The organism is Streptomyces sp. Wb2n-11, from assembly GCF_001049855.1.
GTDB classification, from domain to species: domain Bacteria; phylum Actinomycetota; class Actinomycetes; order Streptomycetales; family Streptomycetaceae; genus Streptomyces; species Streptomyces altiplanensis.
In genome coordinates this window covers 3,639,412-3,656,272 of sequence record NZ_CVPB01000001.1, presented here as the reverse complement: position 1 = coordinate 3,656,272, position 16,861 = coordinate 3,639,412, and the positions used below count along the sequence as shown (strand labels likewise).

The following is a 16,861-nucleotide window of genomic DNA, read 5'->3' as shown; positions in this document are numbered from 1 at the left end:
AAGGGGCCCCGCCGCGGTGGGGCCCCTTCAGCGGTTCACGGGCGCGTCAGAACTTCGTGACGTCCAGCTCGCCGTCCGCGTACTGCTTGCGGATCACCTTCTTGTCGAACTTGCCCACGCTCGTCTTCGGCACGGCCGGGACCGTCGCCCACCGCTCCGGCAGCTGCCACCTCGCGATCCTGCCGGCGAGGAACGCCCTCAGCTCCTCGTAGTCCGCGGTCGCGCCCTCCTTCAGCACCACCGTCGCCAGCGGGCGTTCGCTCCACCTGTCGTCCGGTACGGCGACGACGGCCGCCTCCGCGACGTCCGGGTGGGCCATCAGGGCGTTCTCCAGCTCCACACTCGAAATCCACTCCCCGCCGGACTTGATGACGTCCTTCGCGCGGTCGGTGAGGGTGAGGTAGCCGTCGTGGCTGATGACGCCGATGTCGCCGGTCTTGAGCCAGCCGTCCTCGCTGAACTTGTCGTCCGGCCTGAGGTCCTCGCCGGCCGCGCCGCCGTAGTACGCCCCCGCGATCCAGTTGCCGCGTACCTCCAGCTCACCGGCCGACTCGCCGTCCCAGGCGAGGACGTCGCCGCCGGGTCCGACCAGGCGCGCCTCGACACCGGCCGGGAAGCGGCCCTGCGTGACGCGGTACGGCCACTCCTCCTCGGGCGTGAGGCCGGCCGGCGGGTGGGCCATGGTGCCGAGCGGCGAGGTCTCCGTCATGCCCCAGGCGTGGCACAGGCGCACACCGAGCTTGTCGTACGCCTCCATGAGGGCGGGCGGGCATGCCGCGCCGCCGATGGTGACGCTCGCCATGGAGGAGAGGTCGCGGGGGTTGGCCGTGACCTCGGCGAGCAGGCCCTGCCAGATGGTGGGGACGGCGGCGGCGTGCGTCGGCTTCTCGCGCTCGATCATCTCGGCGAGCGGGGCGGGCTGGAGGAACCGGTCCGGCATGAGCATGTTGATGCCGGTCAGGAAGGTGGCGTGCGGCAGCCCCCAGGCCATGACGTGGAACTGCGGCACGACGACGAGGGTGGTGTCGCGGTCGGTCAGGCCCATCGACTCGGCCATGTTGACCTGCATGGAGTGCAGGTAGAGGGAGCGATGGGAGTAGACGACGCCCTTGGGGTCACCGGTGGTGCCGGAGGTGTAGCACATGGCCGCGGCGGCGCGTTCGTCCAGCTCGGGCCAGTCGTACGTGGTGGGGCGGTCCGCGATCAGGTCCTCGTACTCGTGCACGCGCGGCGCGCAGCCGTCGAGGAGCGAGCGGTCCCCGGGGCCCGACACGACCACGTGCTCGACGGTCCTCAGGTGCGGCAGGAGCGGCGCGAGCAGCGGCAGCAGCGAGCCGTCGGCGATGACGACGCGGTCGGCGGCGTGGTTGACGATCCAGGCCAGCTGCTCGGGGGGCAGGCGCAGGTTGAGCGGGTGGAGCACGGCGCCCATGGAGGGGATCGCGAGATACGCCTCCACGTGCTCGCAGTTGTTCCACATGAGGGTCGCGATCCGCTGGTCGCCGTCGACCCCGAGCTCGTCGCGCAGGGCGTTCGCGAGCCGGATCGCGCGCTCGCCGGTCTCGGCGAAGGTGCGGCGCCGGGGCTCGGTCTCACCAGTCCAGGTGGTGACCTGTGAGCGGCCGTGGATCGTCATCCCGTGCGTCAGGATGCGGGTCACGGTCAGTGGTACGTCCTGCATGGTGCTCAGCACGGCGTCCTCCCGGTGGGCGCTACGTGGCAGTAATAAGGGTGGCCTGATTCTGCGCACGTACCGCTCGGTATGTCACTACTTCCGGGAGTACGAATCGTCCGGGCCCCGCGGGGAGGCCGGAGGAGGTCAGCGGGCCGGGGACAGCTCCGGGTCCTCGCGGAGCTTGCCGAGGGCGCGCGAGACGGCGCTCTTGACCGTACCGACGGAGACGCCCAGGACCTCGGCCGTCTGAACCTCGCTGAGGTCCTCGTAGTAGCGCAGGACGACCATCGCGCGCTGGCGGTCCGGCAGCTTCATGACCGCCCGCCACATCGCGTCGCGCAGCACCTGCCGTTCGGCGGGGTCGGCGGCCGTGGCGGCGGCGGTGGCGGCGGGCTCGGGCAGCTCGTCGGTGGTGAACTCGTCGACCTTGCGCTTGCGCCACTGGGAGGTGCGGGTGTTGAGCAGGGCGCGGCGTACGTAGCCGTCGAGGGCGCGGTGGTCCTCGATGCGGTCCCAGGCGACGTACGTCTTGGTGAGCGCCGTCTGCAGCAGGTCCTCCGCGTCGCACGGGTTCGCGATGAGCGAGCGCGCGGTGCGCAGCAGCACGGGCCCCCGGGCGCGGACGTACACGGAGAACGACGGATAGGGCGCGGGTGCCGTCGCCGGCGCCCTCGTCGCCGCCTTGGGTGCGCTGGTGCGGACAGGCGTGGTCATGGCTCCACGCTAGGAGCGGGTACCGCGCCGCGGATCGGCCACAGGTCCCGAAGCCGGATCCGCCTCAGGTTGTAGGGGTGGTGCCGGCCCCACCTCCTGAGGGTGGAGGACGCCCGGGCTTCCGTAAGGGGCGCGTCTCGGGGGCAGGGCCGGCTCATCGCCCGTTGTGGCAGGTCAGGGGCGGATCCGGGCGACAGGGGCGTCCACCGCGTTGCGGTCGATGTTCAGGCGCCGGCCGCCGTGCTTCTCCGTGACGTTCCCGGCGTACTGGTGGATGCGGCGGTGCGGCGTCCAGGCCCGGTCGGACAGGGACCGCTCGCCGTACAGCGACGGCTTGCCGTTCCAGCGGGCGAACCACATCGCCGACGGCAGGTCCGCCTCCTTCGCCTTGCGGGCGCGCTCCATGTGCCGCACGCCGGAATCCGCGCTGCTGTAGAAGCCGGGGAGGTACGCGTACTTGCGCACTTCGCGGCTCCAGCCGCGGACGAAGTCGAGGGTGGTACGGGCGCAGCGGCTGTTCCCCGCGTCGTACGCCTCCATGTCGAGGTAGAGCGCGCTGCCCTTGAGCATGCCCAGCTTCTTCGCCGCGCCGACCGCCTCCCTGGCCTCCTTCTTGCCCTGGCGCCAGGGCGCGTTGCCCATCCTGACGTGCCGCTTGTTCTTGGCCAGTACGCAGGGGGACTGCGAGCCGACGAAGACGGGCAGCAGCCGCCAGCCCAGCCGGTCCACGTCCGCCACCCACTTCTTGGTGAGGTTGCTCTGCTTGGGGCAGGCCCGGCCGCGGCCTCCGAAGTAGACGCCGACGGCCCGGTACGGGGAGGAGCGCCAGGCCCGCAGGGTGGAGAGCGACGGGGTCAGGCAGGTGTCGAAGGCCCGGCCGCGGAAGGTCACGGTGGGGGCCGCGACGGGGGCCGGGGCGGGAGCGGGGGCCGGGGCGGGAGCGGGGGCCGGGGCTCCCGACTGCGCGTCCGCCTGTTGCGGAACGCCCAGCAGTCCGACCACGGCCACCAGCGCGACTGCGTATCCGAGGAGTCTCTGCAGGTGCATGGGGAGAGTGAACGTGCCCCCGGCGCCGCCGGGCGCCTCTCACACCCCGCCGTCAGCCATCCGCGCCCAGGTTCAACCCGGACGGTGGGAACCGCGTACCCGGCCGGCCGAACCCAGTCGGCCGAACCCGGCCGCGATCGGGCCGGAACGGGAACGGCCTGCGTGACGGTGCCGGGAGCACCGTCACGCAGGCCGTCGTTCACCCCTCAGCACAGACCCCGGCCGGGCCCCGGCTCACCCTCACCGCACCCCGCAACCCGGACACGGCAAGGGAAGAAGCGTTCCAGCACATTTCCGGTCGGCCCCTTCCCCCGCCCGCCCCCTTCCTTTCTTCGAACGTGAGTACGAAAATAGATTCATGGCCACCTCCGACCGGCGCGCCGCCACCCTGGCCCTCGCCCACGCTCTCTCCGCCGCCGAGCGCGGGCTCCCCGTCATCCCCCTGTCCCGCACCAAGCTCCCCGCCCTGCGCTCCCCGCACCGGGACGCCCCCGAACCGTTCCTGTGCCGGGGCGAGTGCGGGCGCCCGGGACACGGCGTCCACGACGCCACCGCCGACCCCGCCGCCGTCCGCGCCCTCTTCGCCGCCGCCCCCTGGGCCACCGGCTACGGCATCGCCTGCGGCCGGCCCCCGCACCACCTCATCGGCATCGACCTCGACACGAAATCGGACACCGACGCCACCGCGTCCCTCCGGCACCTGGCACTGCGGCACCTCTTCACGATCCCGGAGACCGTCGTCGTCCTCACCCCCAGCGGCGGCCGCCACATCTGGCTGACCGGCCCGCCCGGCGTCACCGTCCCCAACTCCGCGAGCCGCCTCGCCCCCGGCATCGACATCCGCGGTACCGGCGGCTACCTGGTGGGCCCCGGCTCCCTCACCACCCACGGCATCTACCGCACCGCGCCCGGCACCGGCCACCTCGCGCCGGCCCCCTGCCCCAGCGCGCTCCTGCGCCTCCTCACGCCCCCCGCGCGTTCCCACCCCCGCGCGGGCCACCCCGCCGACGGGACCGGCCGCGGCCACGGCCTGGTCCAGTTCGTACGGGCGGCACACGAGGGCCAGCGCAACACCCGCCTGTTCTGGGCTGCTTGCCGCGCGTACGAGAACGGCATCGGCGACTCCCTCGCGGACGCGCTCGCCGAAGCGGCCGTCCACGCGGGTCTCACCGACCGCGAGGCCCGCGCCACCCTCGCCTCCGCCGCCCGCCTCACCACGGCGTCCTGAGCCCGCGCACACGGCACCGGCACCGCGCGTGAGAGCACGAAGCAGGGCGCCGGACACGCCGAAGGGGCGTCCGGAGACTCCGGACGCCCCTTCGGACGTACTGCGGTGGGTGTGGGATTTGAACCCACGGTGACTCGCGCCACGACGGTTTTCAAGACCGTTCCCTTAGGCCGCTCGGGCAACCCACCCTCGCGCCACCGGCCCGCGGTGGCGCGAGGACAGCCTAACCGGTCAGCTGTCGTCGCCTTCCCGCTGGCCCAGGGTGACTTCGACCGTCGAGGTCTTGCCGTCGCGCTCGTACGTGAGCGTGACCTTGTCGCCCGGCTTGTGGGTCCAGATCTCGCTGATCAGGGTCGGACCGCTGTCGATCACCCGGTCGTCGAGCTTGGTGATGACGTCGCCCGCCTTCAGACCGGCCTTGCCCGCCGGGCTGTCCGACGGGACCGCCGGGGTGCCGCCCGTGCCACGGTCCGCGATGACGGCGCCGCCGTCGCCCTTCGGGTCCATGGAGACCGTGGCACCGATCACCGGGTAGACCGGCCGGCCCGTCTTGATCAGCTGCTGGGCGACCGTGTTCGCCTGGTTGACGGGGATCGCGAAGCCCAGGCCGATGGAGCCCGCCTGGGACTGGCCGAAGCCACCGGTGCCGGCCGACTGGATGGCCGAGTTGATGCCGATGACGGCGCCGCTCGAATCGAGCAGCGGTCCCCCCGAGTTGCCCGGGTTGATCGACGCGTCGGTCTGCAGGGCGCTCATGTACGACGCCTTGCTGTTCTGGCCGTCGCCCGAGGCCACGGGCCGGTTCTTGGCGCTGATGATGCCGGTGGTCACCGTGTTCGACAGGCCGAAGGGCGCGCCGATGGCGATCGTCGAGTCGCCGACCGCGACCTTGTCCGAGTTGCCCAGCGGCAGCGGGGCCAGACCGGAGGGGGCGTTCTTCAGCTTCAGCACGGCCACGTCGTAGCCCTGCGCGCGGCCGACCACCTCGGCGTCGTACTCCTTGCCGTTGGAGAAGGTGACCGACAGGTCGCCGCCGTCCGCCGCGGACGCCACCACGTGGTTGTTGGTGACGATGTGGCCCTGCACGTCGTAGACGAAGCCCGTTCCCGTGCCGCCCTCGCCGTCGCCGCCCTGCGCCTCGATGGTGACGACGCTCGGCAGGGCCTTGGCCGCGACCGCCGCGACGGTGCCCGGGTCGCGCTTGAAGTCCTTCGCGTTGCCGGAAGCGGAGACGGTGGTCGAGTCGGTGGGGCTGTCGCCCCGCTCGGCGGCCCAGTACCCGATGCCGCCGCCGACGCCGCCCGCGACCAGCGCGGCGGCCAGCACCCCGGCGACGAGACCGCCGGCGCGCTTTTTCCTGTGGGCGGGGGGTACGGGCCCCATGGGCGCGCCCCACCCGGGACCGCCGCCGTCACCGCTGCCACCGCCGCCGTAGGTGGGGTGGGAGGGCGGGGGCGGCGGCCATCCTGCCCCGGGCTGCCCCGGCGGCTGCGGGGCAGGAGCCACGGGCTGCGGCACGGGCATGTACCCCGGCTGCGGGGTGGGGGTGTGCCCCTGCGTCGTGGGGTCGTGGGCGGGCCGGTCGGGGGCGGGGTTCCCGACGGGCCGGCCGGAGTCGGGGTTCTGGGCGGACTGGCTCGCGGCGGGCGGCGCCGGCTCGTGGCCGGGGTCCGCGGCGTTCGTGCCCGTGGTGTCGGAGGCGGGCCCGGGAGCGGCCACCGGCACGGGAGGTGCTGACGGGGCGGCCGGAACCGCAGTGCCCTCGTTCTCGGTGCTCACAGCTCTCTTCTCCTCGGTACCACGTCGGTCTTGGTCAACGTCACCACTGTGCAAGTGTCCGCTGTCAGCTTTTCTCACCGCACATCAGACGGCCGTAAGCGGTTCCTGTGCATCCACGGAACATCCTTTACATCGGTCAAAACACCCGCATCCCGAGAAGGGCCGAACCGGCTCCCCCGTGATGTGTCTACGCGCCTGCCCCTCCACGGTGACACCATGACGCAGTGACCCACGCCCGGCAGCACACCATCCAAGTCGTCGCTCACCGCGGCGCCTCCGAGGACGCCCCCGAGCACACCCTGGCGGCGTACACCAAGGCCATCGAGGACGGCGCGGACGCCCTCGAGTGCGATGTACGGCTCACCGCGGACGGGCACCTGGTATGCGTCCACGACCGCCGGGTGAACCGCACTTCCAACGGCCGAGGCGCCGTCTCCGCCCTCGAACTGGCCGACCTCGCCGCCCTCGACTTCGGCTCCTGGCAGGGCGGCGAGGAGTCGCCGGACTGGGACCCGGCCAGGGGGCACAGCCCTGGTGAGTTCACCTCCGTACTCACCCTGGAGCGCCTTCTTGAGCTGGTCTCGGACGCCGGGCGCCGCGTCGAGCTGGCCATCGAGACCAAGCACCCCACCCGCTGGGCCGGACAGGTCGAGGAACGGCTGCTCCAGCTGCTGAAGCGCTTCGGCCTGGACGCCCCCGTGGCCGGCGAGCCCTCACCCGTACGCGTCATGAGCTTCTCGGCGCGCTCGCTGCACCGGGTGGCGGCCGCCGCGCCCACCCTCCCCACCGTCTACCTGATGCAGTTCGCCTCCCCGCTCCTGCGCGACGGGCGGCTTCCGGCCGGCGCGCACATCGCGGGTCCCGGCATCCGGATCGTCCGCAGCCACCCCCGCTACATCGAACGGCTGCACCGCGCGGGCCATCCGGTGCACGTCTGGACGGTGAACGAGCCGGAGGACGTCGAACTCTGCGAACGCCTCGGCGTGGAAGCGATCATCACAAACCGCCCGAAGCAGGTACTTTCCCAACTGGGCCGCTCATAATTTCCACTACAGGGAGTGCACCGGCGCGTTCGGTCCGTATTCGATCAGCGCGAGTGCGTCACTGACCGGCACTTGTCCGGTTTCCGGTTCAGGCCATTGGGGCATTCACTCCCTGGCGTGGGGTGAAGGAGGTCTCGGGGGTGGCGTTGGTGGTGGCACGAGAAGTGCCCACGTCGTCGAGCATGGCCGTACCCCATGGCCCTGCGGGCGTGGGTGAGGCAAGACGCCGTATGCGCGACGAACTGCGCATCAACGGGGTGTCCGATTCGGTCATCGACGATGCCGTACTGATCCTGTCCGAACTGCTCAGCAACTCCTGCCGCCACGGCAGGCCACTGGGGCAGGCCGAGGTGGGCGACGGTGACGTACGTGCCGCATGGCACGTCGACACGTCGGGCAGGCTGACCGTCGAAGTGACGGACGGAGGCGGTCCCACCCGGCCGGTTCCAGCCACGCCCTCGGTCACCGCACGCGGCGGCCGCGGGCTCAACATCATCACGGCGCTGGCACGGGACTGGGGCGTACGGGACAACGCGTCCGGCGAGGTCACGGTGTGGGCGAACGTCACCGAGGGGCACCGACGCGACGACTTCGCCACGCGCGTCGCGGTTCCGGGACTGGACTTCGCGGTCCCGTTCGACGACCTGGACTGACCGGAACCGGTTCCCGAACCGGCCCGGCCGGGCGGGGGCCGGGCCCCGAACCGACCTCGCCGGTCCCGACCGGGGGCGTCTCAGCGACTAGGCTCGCGCCCGACACAGCACTGCCGTGAACGGGAGAAGCCAAGCCATGGCCAAGAAGCGCCCCCAGCCCGCAAGGGGTACCAAGCCGCAGGCCCAGGTGAGCAGCGGGGAGGTGCCGGTCGTCGGAGCCCGCGAACCCTGCCCGTGCGGCTCCGGCCGCCGCTACAAGGCCTGCCACGGCCGCGCCGCCTCGCACGCCGTCACCGAGCTGGTCCAGCGCCCCTTCGAGGGCCTGGCCGGCGAGAGCGACTGGGTCGCCCTGCGCGAACTGGTGCCGGCCGCGACCGCGGCGCTGACGCTGAAGGACGGGCTGCCGGACGGCGTCCCCTCCGTCACGCTGGCGACCGTACTGCCGATGGCCTGGCCCGCCCTGCGCCGCGACGACGGTTCCGTCCTGCTCGGCCTGCAGAACGACACCCCCTCCGGTGACCTCAGCCGCGACCTCGCGGACACCCTGCGGCGTGCGCTGACCGCGAAGCCCGGCTCCCCGGTGACGGCCGAACGCGCCCCGGCGGACGGTCCGCGCCTCCAGGACCTGCTCGACCCGGACGCCGCGTTCGAGCCGGAAGTGCACTCCGGCTTCGAGTTCTGGGTGCCCGACGCGGAGAACGCGACGCCCGAGGTGAGCGCCTCCCTGGAGCGTGCCAACGCCGCCGCGATCCCCACCGTCAGGCTGTCCGGCGTCGACGCCGCGTACTGGTGCGAGACCCCCGACAAGAACCACCTGCGCTGGGTCATGCCGCACGCCGAGGAGCAGCTCCTCGACGCGCTCGCCCGGCTGCATGCCGCCGGCACCTCCTCGCTCGGCGAGGGAACCCGCCTGGTCGGTTCCTTCCGGGCGCACGGGCTGATGGTTCCGGTGTGGGACCTGCCGAGCGAGATCAAGGCGGAGGACATCGAGAAGCCCGCCGCGGAGTTCGCCGAGCGTCTCGCCGCTGCCCTCGCGTCGGACGCCCCGCTGACCCCGGAGGAGCGCCGCGCGCGGGGCGGACTCACCAACCGCCAGGTGACGCTCAGCTGACAGCCGCCCTTCCCGCGGACGGCCGGCGACTCCGGTCACAACTCCCCATATCGGCAGGTAAACCCCTGTCCGAATAGGGGGGATCAGATTTGCCAACCGTGGATATCTTGTTACGGTTCTGAAAGCCCGGTCGCTGGTGCATCCCCCGTCGCCAGCGACCGGGCCTTTCCGTGCCCCGACCCGCCACTCTCCGTAACCATACGGTCAGCGGGGTGCGGGAGAAGTCGGGTTGCTCCCCGAACGCAGCAGCAGCGGGCCGTCTCCCGCCTCGGCGAACTCCGACACCGCCGAATATTCGGCGGCCTTTCCGCGCGACGGTTCACGCGGTGTTTCGCATACTCCCGGCTCGTCCTCGGCGCTCACCGTGCAATGCATCTGAACGGTCCGGCCGCCGGGGCCCATCAGAGTGAGTACGGAACGCAGTTCCGTACCCGTGGCATTGCGGTAGTAGGTGCGCGCCCACGTGTCGTCGCCGTCGGTCAGCACACAGGTCTGGCCCTCGACGCCTTCCGGAGAGCTGAGCTCGGGGCCGCACCGTGCGGCCGGGTCACTGCCGGACGGAGGGGTGGTCGGGGGGACCGACGGAGGGGCGGGCAGCGGCGCGGGCGAAGAGGTGGCCCGGGAAGCGCTCCCGGGGACGGTCACGGAGACGCTCCCGGGAAGGGCCGCGGGGGCGTTCCCGGGAACAGTCCCGGGGGCATTCCCGGGAACGGTCGCCGGAGCGGCCTTGGCGTCGTCGGGCGCGGGTGCGGGCTCGGGCTCCGCCGACGCGCCGGCCAGAGGCAACAGGACGGTGAACACCACGACGGCCGCGAGCCCGATCATGCGGAGGTTCAAGGCGGGTCCCACCTGTCAGCTGCCCGGAGGTTCTTGCGGTGAGCCGAAGGTATCGACGGATGGCCCCCGTCAGGGCCGCCGCGCGCCCGAGTCCTCCGGAATCCCCCGGAACACGGGCTCCCCCGCACCCGTACGGGTGAGCCGGCGGCGCGCCGTCGTACAACAGCCGCCGGCCTCACGCACACCCGCTCAGCACGCGCACTCAGTACGCGAGCCGGCTGCCGCCGTCCGGTGCGCCGCTGCTCGCCGCGACCAGCGCGTCCACGACCGCCTCGACGTCCGGCAACCAGGGCGCGGCCGAACCCGCCAGGGGCGCCCTCTCCCAGCGCACCTGTCCGGTGCCCGTCTCCGAGGGCGGCAGCACCAGGTAGCCGCCCTCTCCGTGGAACCGCAGCGAACTGGGCACCCAGTCCTTGGCGTACAGCAACTCACCGAGCCGCTCCAGGGAGTACGGGGCGACCAGCAGCGACCAGCGGGTCGGGGTCGCGACGACCGGGCCGAGGCGCATCCCCATGCCGTCGAGCGCCGTCAGCGCGACGGCGCCGGCGACCGCGGGGAGGCTGATCGCGCACGGAGCCGCGCCCCCGGTGGCCAGCACGACGGGGGCCGTCGGACGGTTGGTCCACCACCAGCGGATCATGCGTTCGTCGGTGGTGGCCGCCAGGATGCCCGGATCGAAGGGGTGCGCGCCGGGCACCGCGCATTCGGGATCGGGGCAGGCACAGCCCTGCCCAAGGCCGTCGCGGCTGCCACGGCCGCCGCGTCCGCCGGACGCCTTCAGCCCCACGCCGGGGAGTACGGGCCACTGCCAAGCGGTGGCGCAGGTCAGCGCCGCACCGAGTCGGGCAGGCCCCGCACTCCGCCGGAACCGAAGGAGCCTGCGTCGCCTTCCGAGGATCTCGCGCATGAGCGCTCGTTCCTTTCCGTTGAACGCCGAGGTCCATATCGCACTGTGTGTGCGTCTTCACTGGTCGTGCACGTCGCGTACTGGCTGCGTACTGGTGGCACATCGCCGCACTTCCAGCCTGCGGCACGGGCAGCCCCTGGGGCTGAGCGTGAAACGTAGCGGAGGGTGGCGCACGCATGGCGCTTAACTGATCCGTAGGAGATCCGTAGTGCTGCGGTCCCGCCACTCGGGGATGGGGCACGGCCCGCGGCGGTTAAGACGCCCGGTCCCGCCACCAGGTTCCAGGGCGGTCCCAACTGCCCCTGGCCATCACCGATTAGGTACCCGTCACGGCTGATATGACGCACTGTCGAACGCCCTCAGTCGACCTCAAATTACGGCCGTGTGTGGCATTTTTAAGCCAAGTTGACTATCCCCACAGACACCAAGAGTCCCACGATCGCGATGCTGGACATCGCCTCACATGTACGTGTACATGTGGATGCATTGATAGCGGCGCAGAATGACATGGGGGTTTGCGATGCTATTGAGCAGAACGCACCAGCAGGAAAGCCTGCGATCATGAGCGCCCCACACGTACGGAAAGTGGCTGGAATCGATCCAGCAGTTCCCTCCCCCACACACAATGTCGCACCCCTTCCGCCCACCCCTGCCCCACCCGCCGCGGGTGCGGTGCTCCAGGACCGGCTCGCGGGCTGGGTCTCCGACCTCACCACCCTGCACGAACTCACCGAGCGCCTGGCCCGCACCCGTTCGACCGACGGCGCGCTGCACGAACTGCTCCGCGCCGGCGCCGCCCTCGTGGGCGCCCGCCGCGGCTTCGTCGTCCTCGGTCCGGCCGAGGACGACGGCCCGTCCACCACCGTCGGCCTCGGCCTCGGCCACGCCGACCTCGGCCACATCGAGACCGTGCCGCGCGGCGCCATGTCGTACGGCCGGCTCCTCGACGGCCTCCCCGGGTCCCCCCGCCCCGGCGAGGTCGCCCACCCCGACCTCCTCGGCGAGCCGGGACTCGACCCGCGCCACCGCGAAGTCGCGGCGCGCCTCGGCTATGCCGCCAGTTACGCGCTGCCCCTGGCCGCCGAGACCTCCCCGCGGCTCGGCGCGGCCGTCTGGCTGTACGACGAACCGGCCGAACCCACGGAGCGCCGGCGTCACCTCGCCGGTCTCTACACGCGCTACGCCGCCGAGCACCTGGCCCGGCTGATGGAACTGGAGCACGCCCGCGCGCAGGTGGCGACCGTCGCCGAGGAACTGCTGCCCAGCAGGCTGCCCCGGGTCCCCGGGGTGCGGCTCGCCGCCCGCCACCGCACCGGACCGCACGGCGGCGGCGACTGGTACGACGCGCTGCCGCTGCCCGAGGGCGCCCTGGGACTGGCCGTCGGATCGGTCTCCGGATCGGGGCCCAGCGCCCTGGCCGCGATGGGGCGGCTGCGGGCCGGCCTCCGGGCGTACGCCGTGATGGAGGGCGAGGACCCCGTCGCCGTACTGTCCGACCTGGAACTGCTGCTCCGGCTCACCGAACCCGCCCGGTCGGCCACCACGCTCTTCGCCTACTGCGAACCGGCCGGAGCCCTCCGGGCCGGAGGCCGGGGGAGCCGCATCGTGCTGGCCGGGGCCGGGCACAGCCCGCCGCTCGTCATCGGCGCCCGGCGCACCGAGTACGTCGAGACGTCGCTCTCCGCACCGCTGGGCATGCTGTCCTGCTGGGAGGCTCCGAGCGTGGAGTTCGCGCCCGCACCCGGCGAAACAGTCCTCCTCTACACCGACGGGCTGCTCCAGCGCACCGGTGACCCGATGGACCGCGCCTTCGCACGGCTGCACGCGGCCGCCGCGAGCGTGCCCAGGGCCGACAGGGACGACCCGGGAGCGATCGCCGACCACGTGCTGCGGACCGCGCTGCCGGACGGCGGCGACACGGCGGACTCGGCGGAGGACATCGTGCTGCTGGCGGCACGGTTCGACTGATTCCTCACAGTTGTCCACAAGGTCCTGGGCCGTCTTCCCGCCGCACATACGATGGAGGGCGGTCCAGTGTCGTATCAAGGAGACAGTCGTGTCCGAAGAGCTCAGCCCGGAGACCCCGGAAGAGACCGAAGAGCCGATCAAGCAGCGGAAGAACGGCCTGTACCCGGGCGTTTCCGACGAGCTCGCCGAGAACATGAAGTCCGGCTGGGCCGACACCGAGCTGCACGGCCTGGAGCCGATCGCGCAGGCCCGGCACACCGCCGACCGCCGCGCCGCGCTCTCCGCGCGCTTCCCCGGTGAGCGTCTCGTGATCCCCGCGGGCAACCTCAAGACCCGCTCGAACGACACCGAGTACGCCTTCCGCGCCTCCACCGAGTACGCGTACCTCACCGGCGACCAGACCCAGGACGGCGTCCTCGTGCTGGAACCCCGCCCGGAAGCCGAGGGGGGCCACGACGCGACGGTCTACCTGCTGCCCCGCTCCGACCGTGAGAACGGCGAGTTCTGGCTCGACGGCCAGGGCGAGCTGTGGGTCGGCCGCCGTCACTCCCTCACCGAGGCCGAGCAGATCCTCGGGATCCCCGCCAAGGACGTCCGCGAACTGACCGCCGCGCTGAAGGAAGCCACCGGACCGGTCCGGTGCGTCCGCGGGCACGACGCCGCCGTCGAGGCCGCGCTGACCGACAAGGTCACCGCCGAGCGCGACGAGGAGCTGCGCGTCCACCTCTCCGAGGCCCGCGCCGTGAAGGACGAGTTCGAGATCGGCGAGCTCCAGAAGGCCGTCGACTCCACCGTCCGCGGCTTCGAGGACGTCGTCAGGATCCTCGACAAGGCCGAGGCGACCAGCGAGCGCTACATCGAAGGAACCTTCTTCCTGCGCGCCCGCGTCGAGGGCAACGACATCGGTTACGGCTCCATCTGCGCCGCCGGACCGCACGCCACCACCCTCCACTGGGTGCGCAACGACGGCGACGTGCGCTCCGGCGACCTGCTGCTGCTCGACGCCGGCGTGGAGACCCACACCCTCTACACCGCCGACATCACGCGCACCCTGCCGATCAACGGCACCTTCACCGACCTCCAGCGCAAGATCTACGACGCGGTGTACGAGGCCCAGGAAGCCGGGATCGCCGCCGTGAGGCCCGGCGCCAAGTACCGCGACTTCCACGACGCCTCGCAGCGCGTGCTCACCGAGAAGCTCGTCGAGTGGGGCCTCGTCGAAGGCCCGGTCGAGAAGGTCCTGGAGCTCGGCCTCCAGCGCCGCTGGACCCTGCACGGCACCGGCCACATGCTCGGCATGGACGTCCACGACTGCGCCGCCGCCCGCCGCGAGGCGTACGCCGACGGCACGCTGGAGCCGGGCATGTGCCTGACCGTCGAGCCCGGCCTGTACTTCCAGGCCGACGACCTGACCGTGCCCGAGGAGTACCGCGGCATCGGCGTGCGCATCGAGGACGACATCCTCGTCACCGAGGACGGCAACCTGAACCTGTCGGCAGCGCTGCCGCGCCGCTCCGACGAGGTCGAGACCTGGATGGCGCAGGTCAAGCAGGGCTGACGTACCCGCGCGGGCGTGCCGCTCAGGGCCTTCAGGACACCTTGAGCAGCGCGCCCTCGCGCCATTTCAGGATCTTGTCGAAGCTGACCACCGCGCCGTGCCCCGGCCTGTTCCCGAAATGCACGTGATCGGCGAGCTGCTCGATCAGGCACAGGCCTCTGCCGCTCTCCGCCGAGGCGGGCGCGGGACGTGGTGCGGCGGGGCGGTTCCGCCGCGAGGGGGGAAAGCCCGGCCCGGAGTCGGCGACCTCGATACGGCATTTCTCGCCGTCCAGGTAAGCGGTCACGCGGTACTCCGCGCAGGGGACTCCGGACCGCTCGTCCCCGCCGTGCTCGACCGCGTTCGCACAGGCTTCGCTGAGCGCGACCGACAGGTCGTAGGAGACGTCCGGATCAACCCCCGCCGTCTCCATGGTGCCGAGCAGAAGGCGGCGGGCGAGCGGAACGCTCGCGGCTTCGCGCCGCAAGTGGAGAGACCACCAGATGCTCATGCTCCAGCCTCCTGGCTGCGGCTCGACATACGGTTACGTATAGCCGTGAGCAACGCTCCATAAGCGTGGAGTCAACGTGTTTGCGCTCATTCGGCCGACGCGAGCACTTCTTACGCCGGTGTATGCGCTCCTGGACCTGCCGTAGGCATACCGGGGGGCGCAATGCGATGATGTCGAAGCCATGTCTACGTCCGTCGCACACGCCGGAGCCGGTCTGCGGTTGCTGAGGACCGCGGTGTTCACCGCGGTCTGCGTCGTGCTGTCCGCGACAGGACACGTCATGGCGTCCTGCGCCACCGTCCCCTGGTGGACGCTGGCGCTCGGCGCCACCGCCCTGTTCGGCCTGGTCGCCCCGCTCGCCGGACGCGCGCGCTCGATGCCCGCCATCGCCGCCGCACTGGCCTGCGGGCAGCTCGCCCTGCACGCCCTCTTCGCACTCGGCCAGCACAGCCCTGCCCTCGAGAGCGCGGCCACCGACACCTCGCTGCGCGCCTTCGCCGCGAAGCTCGTGTGCGGCGCGGGCGCACTGCCGCTCAGCACGGCCGAAGCGCGGCGGATCATCACCGAGGCGGGCATCGACCCCGCGTCCGTACACACGACGCAGCAGCACCTCGCGCACGCCGCGCACCCGAGTGCGGCCGCCGGGCTGCTGCCCACCCTCCCCATGCTGCTCGGCCACCTGCTGGCAGCCGTCGCGACCGGATGGCTCCTGCGACGCGGTGAGAGCGCGCTGTCCCGGCTGGTCCTGCTGTCGGCCCACGGGGTCGCGGAAGGCGCGCTCGTACGGTCCCTGCGCGCCGCCCTGGCGCTCGTACGGTCGCTGCGCGCCGGCCTGCTCCCCGGGGCGCCCGCGCACGGGCCGCGCGCCCTGCGCACCCCCTTCGTCACGCCCCTGCGGCCGGCCGGGGAAGCCCTCCAGCACACGGTGATCAGGCGCGGACCGCCCGCCGCGGCGCTCGTACTCGCAGCCTGACACGGCGCACTCCCCGGAACAGCACACACCACGTCACGGGAGCGGCGTCGTGATGCCGGTGCGCACCCGCGCGCCGGAACACCCTTCCCCGCTCCGTGGAGTGCTCACCACATGAACATCACCCGTGTCTCCGTCGCCGCTGCCGCCGCCGCTTCCACCGTCCTGCTCTTCGCGGGAACGGCCTTCGCGCACGTCGGCGTACAGCCCGTCGGTTCCGCCGAGAAGGGCGGCTACGCCACCGTCAACGTCAAGGTGCCCAACGAGCGGGACAACGCCTCGACCGTCAAACTCGAGGTCTCCTTCCCCGCCGACCACCCGCTGTCCTCCGTGATGCCGCAGCCCGTGCCCGGCTGGGAGGCCGACGTCACCAAGACGAAGCTCGACAAGCCGCTGAAGGTCCACGGCAGGGAGATCGACGAGGCCGTCTCCAAGGTCACCTGGAGCGGCGGCAAGATCGGTCCCGGCGAGTTCCAGCAATTCCCGCTCTCCCTCGGACAGCTGCCGGAGGACGCCGACCAGCTGGTCCTCAAGGCCGTCCAGACGTACGACAACAAGGAAGTCGTCCGCTGGATCGAGGAGCCCAAGGAGGGCGAGGAGGAGCCGGAGCACCCCGCCGCCGTCCTCAGGCTGAGCGAGCCCGCCGGCGACGACCACCACGGCGGCTCCGCCGATGCGGCCAAGAGCGAGAGCGAGGAGACCGCCAAGGCCGACGACGGCCACGAGAGCGGGACGGCCGCCGACGGCGACACCGCCGGCAGCGACACGACCGCCCGCGTCCTCGGCGTCGTCGGCATCGTCGTGGGTGCCGCGGGTGTGGCCTTCGGCATCCTCGCCGGCCGCCGCCGCACCTCCTGACGTCTCCCGACACCCCCCGCACC

15 protein-coding genes and 1 tRNA gene are annotated in these 16,861 nt (G+C 72.1%); 8 read left to right on the top strand and 8 right to left on the bottom strand.

The genetic code is table 11. From position 1 onward, the window contains the following. Positions 1-46: 46 nt before the first annotated feature. From BN1555_RS16625 to BN1555_RS16615, 3 genes are all read right to left on the bottom strand, one after another. Complete coding sequence (locus tag BN1555_RS16625; protein ID WP_093800131.1) at positions 47-1,693, bottom strand: long-chain fatty acid--CoA ligase; 1,647 nt, start codon at positions 1,691-1,693, stop codon at positions 47-49. 126 nt (positions 1,694-1,819) lie between these two features. Continuing rightward, positions 1,820-2,389, bottom strand: a complete 570-nt coding sequence (locus BN1555_RS16620) for a SigE family RNA polymerase sigma factor (protein WP_093800130.1) — start codon at positions 2,387-2,389, stop codon at positions 1,820-1,822. A gap of 174 nt (positions 2,390-2,563) precedes the next feature. Continuing rightward, positions 2,564-3,436 (bottom strand): DUF1906 domain-containing protein, encoded by an 873-nt coding sequence (locus tag BN1555_RS16615; RefSeq protein ID WP_093800129.1) that lies wholly within the window; start codon positions 3,434-3,436, stop codon positions 2,564-2,566. Between the two features lie 358 nt (positions 3,437-3,794). Here BN1555_RS16615 and BN1555_RS16610 point away from each other — a divergent pair, with 358 nt between their 5' ends. Continuing rightward, positions 3,795-4,664, top strand: a complete 870-nt coding sequence (locus BN1555_RS16610) for a bifunctional DNA primase/polymerase (protein ID WP_093800128.1) — start codon at positions 3,795-3,797, stop codon at positions 4,662-4,664. 103 nt (positions 4,665-4,767) lie between these two features. Here BN1555_RS16610 and BN1555_RS16605 read toward each other — a convergent pair. After that, positions 4,768-4,852, bottom strand: a tRNA-Ser gene (locus BN1555_RS16605). Between the two features lie 43 nt (positions 4,853-4,895). Continuing rightward, positions 4,896-6,443 carry a S1C family serine protease gene (locus BN1555_RS16600; protein WP_093800127.1) on the bottom strand — a complete coding sequence of 516 codons (1,548 nt, stop codon included), beginning with the start codon at positions 6,441-6,443 and terminating at the stop codon, positions 4,896-4,898. Between the two features lie 224 nt (positions 6,444-6,667). On the opposite strand from BN1555_RS16600, the gene BN1555_RS16595 reads away from it, so the two are divergent. The 3 genes from BN1555_RS16595 (at position 6,668) to BN1555_RS16585 (ending at position 9,250) form a co-directional block, all read left to right on the top strand. Further along, a complete protein-coding gene (locus BN1555_RS16595; protein WP_093800126.1) occupies positions 6,668-7,486 on the top strand; it encodes a glycerophosphodiester phosphodiesterase in 819 nt (272 codons plus the stop codon). A 95-nt stretch (positions 7,487-7,581) separates the two neighbouring features. Then, complete coding sequence (locus BN1555_RS16590; protein ID WP_093800125.1) at positions 7,582-8,139, top strand: ATP-binding protein; 558 nt, start codon at positions 7,582-7,584, stop codon at positions 8,137-8,139. Positions 8,140-8,275: 136 nt separating this feature from the next. Next, on the top strand, positions 8,276-9,250 hold the full coding sequence (locus BN1555_RS16585; protein WP_093800124.1) for a DUF5926 family protein: 975 nt from the start codon (positions 8,276-8,278) through the stop codon (positions 9,248-9,250). Between the two features lie 204 nt (positions 9,251-9,454). Here the strand turns inward: BN1555_RS16585 and BN1555_RS16580 are convergent, their stop codons facing one another. Next, on the bottom strand, positions 9,455-10,087 hold the full coding sequence (locus BN1555_RS16580; protein ID WP_255306055.1) for a hypothetical protein: 633 nt from the start codon (positions 10,085-10,087) through the stop codon (positions 9,455-9,457). A gap of 202 nt (positions 10,088-10,289) precedes the next feature. Continuing rightward, the gene (locus BN1555_RS16575; RefSeq protein ID WP_093800122.1) at positions 10,290-10,994 is read right to left on the bottom strand and encodes a bifunctional DNA primase/polymerase; all 705 of its coding nucleotides are present in this window, start codon (positions 10,992-10,994) and stop codon (positions 10,290-10,292) included. A 444-nt stretch (positions 10,995-11,438) separates the two neighbouring features. Here BN1555_RS16575 and BN1555_RS16570 point away from each other — a divergent pair, with 444 nt between their 5' ends. Together BN1555_RS16570 and BN1555_RS16565 are read left to right on the top strand one after the other, a co-directional pair. Beyond that, entirely contained in the window at positions 11,439-12,962 is a 1,524-nt protein-coding gene (locus tag BN1555_RS16570) for a PP2C family protein-serine/threonine phosphatase (protein ID WP_093800121.1), read from the top strand. An 88-nt stretch (positions 12,963-13,050) separates the two neighbouring features. Beyond that, positions 13,051-14,520, top strand: coding sequence for an aminopeptidase P family protein (locus BN1555_RS16565; RefSeq protein WP_093800120.1), 1,470 nt, complete (start codon positions 13,051-13,053; stop codon positions 14,518-14,520). Positions 14,521-14,551: 31 nt separating this feature from the next. Here BN1555_RS16565 and BN1555_RS16560 read toward each other — a convergent pair whose 3' ends face one another. Further along, positions 14,552-15,010, bottom strand: coding sequence for an ATP-binding protein (locus BN1555_RS16560; RefSeq protein WP_093800119.1), 459 nt, complete (start codon positions 15,008-15,010; stop codon positions 14,552-14,554). Between the two features lie 181 nt (positions 15,011-15,191). Here BN1555_RS16560 and BN1555_RS16555 point away from each other — a divergent pair, with 181 nt between their 5' ends. Both BN1555_RS16555 and BN1555_RS16550 read left to right on the top strand, forming a co-directional pair. Next, positions 15,192-15,983 carry a hypothetical protein gene (locus tag BN1555_RS16555; protein ID WP_093800118.1) on the top strand — a complete coding sequence of 264 codons (792 nt, stop codon included), beginning with the start codon at positions 15,192-15,194 and terminating at the stop codon, positions 15,981-15,983. A gap of 111 nt (positions 15,984-16,094) precedes the next feature. Continuing rightward, on the top strand, positions 16,095-16,838 hold the full coding sequence (locus BN1555_RS16550; protein WP_093800117.1) for a YcnI family copper-binding membrane protein: 744 nt from the start codon (positions 16,095-16,097) through the stop codon (positions 16,836-16,838). Positions 16,839-16,861: the final 23 nt, after the last annotated feature.

Bases quoted from the DNA above. Each gene is read 5' to 3' on its own strand.
- BN1555_RS16620 (WP_093800130.1), bottom strand. From the start codon at position 2,389: ATGACCACGCCTGTCCGCACCAGCGCACCCAAGGCGGCGACGAGGGCG.
- BN1555_RS16555 (WP_093800118.1), top strand. From the start codon at position 15,192: ATGTCTACGTCCGTCGCACACGCCGGAGCCGGTCTGCGGTTGCTGAGG.
- BN1555_RS16550 (WP_093800117.1), top strand. From the start codon at position 16,095: ATGAACATCACCCGTGTCTCCGTCGCCGCTGCCGCCGCCGCTTCCACC.
- BN1555_RS16560 (WP_093800119.1), bottom strand. From the start codon at position 15,010: ATGAGCATCTGGTGGTCTCTCCACTTGCGGCGCGAAGCCGCGAGCGTT.
- BN1555_RS16615 (WP_093800129.1), bottom strand. From the start codon at position 3,436: ATGCACCTGCAGAGACTCCTCGGATACGCAGTCGCGCTGGTGGCCGTG.
- BN1555_RS16610 (WP_093800128.1), top strand. From the start codon at position 3,795: ATGGCCACCTCCGACCGGCGCGCCGCCACCCTGGCCCTCGCCCACGCT.
- BN1555_RS16585 (WP_093800124.1), top strand. From the start codon at position 8,276: ATGGCCAAGAAGCGCCCCCAGCCCGCAAGGGGTACCAAGCCGCAGGCC.
- BN1555_RS16575 (WP_093800122.1), bottom strand. From the start codon at position 10,994: ATGCGCGAGATCCTCGGAAGGCGACGCAGGCTCCTTCGGTTCCGGCGG.
- BN1555_RS16570 (WP_093800121.1), top strand. From the start codon at position 11,439: ATGCTGGACATCGCCTCACATGTACGTGTACATGTGGATGCATTGATA.